Raw genomic sequence first — 1,173 nt, 5'->3', positions numbered from 1 at the left:
CAATATGATGCAGTGGCACGGCGGCCCATTCGACCCGACCGCCTTCGATCTGCATGAGGCCAATCGGCGCTTGATGGAAATTCAGCTGTAACGCAAGACGGTACTGGGCGTACGCTTACGATTTTAATCTATTAGATAATAGATTATCCTGAATCGACCCCGGTTTTCTAGACAGTCCCGTTCTTCAAAAAATAACGCTTTTCGTACTCCATCGGCGGTAGCTGCTGCACATAGCCATGTCGTCGTTTGCGGTTGTAAAACATTTCAATGTAGTCAAAGACGTCAGCCCTGGCCTGTTCACGCGTGGGATAGACTTTCCGACGAATACGCTCGCGTTTGAGCAACTGAAAGAAGCTTTCTGCGACCGCATTATCAAAGCAATTGCCACGCCGACTCATGCTGGGCGTCAGCTTGTGATCGCGTAGGAAGTCACGCCAGTCGTGGCTGCCAAACTGACTACCTTGGTCGGAATGAATGATCACCTCCCCGGCAGGGCGACGACGCCAGACGGCACTCAGTAATGCATTTAGAACGAGCTCTTTGTTGATCGTATTGCTCATGGACCATCCCACCACCTGACGGGAGAACAGATCCAGCACCACCGACAAATACAGCCACCCTTCATGTGTACGGATATAGGTGATGTCGGTTACCCAAGCCTTATTGGGCGCTGGCACATCAAACTGCTGTTGCAAGTGGTTGGGTGCTACAGCACTGGGCCGACCGTATTTGTGTCCAGGACGGCGTCGATATCCCGTTTGGGAGCGTATTCTGTTTTGGCGCATGAGTCGGGCGACGCGATGCCGACCGCAATGCTCGCCTATGTCACGCAAATCATGGGTGACCTTACGGTAGCCGTAGATCCGGCCACTGTCTTCCCAGCTTTGTCGAATCAGCCTCAGTAACCGACCATCTTCTCTGGCCCGGCGACTCTCAGGATTGCGTCGCCACGCATAGTATCCGCTGGGATGGACCTTCAGTACTGAACACAGTCGGCGAACGGGATATTGTTCTGCGTGGTCCCGAATAAAGGCGTACTTCATTGGGACTGCTTCGCAAAGTACGCCGCGGTGGGTTCAATGGGTGGTTGCAACAGCCTCGCTTAGTTTATCTGCCGGGGATCTGAAGTCCAAGGTTTTTCTAGGCCTTTCATTGAGCCGTGCTGCGATTTTG

The 1,173-nt window shown here is 53.1% G+C and carries 1 pseudogene; it reads right to left on the bottom strand.

Annotated features, from left to right (window positions below):
* Positions 1–167: 167 nt before the first annotated feature.
* Positions 168–1,070, bottom strand: a pseudogene (locus tag LKR43_RS16135) (IS3 family transposase); the annotation flags it as partial.
* Positions 1,071–1,173 lie beyond the last annotated feature (103 nt).

This window comes from Pusillimonas sp. MFBS29 (genome assembly GCF_020687695.1).
Classification (GTDB): Bacteria; Pseudomonadota; Gammaproteobacteria; order Burkholderiales; family Burkholderiaceae_B; genus Pusillimonas_C.
Note: the sequence above shows the minus strand (reverse complement) of the source record. Positions and strands in the feature narration are given on the sequence as shown.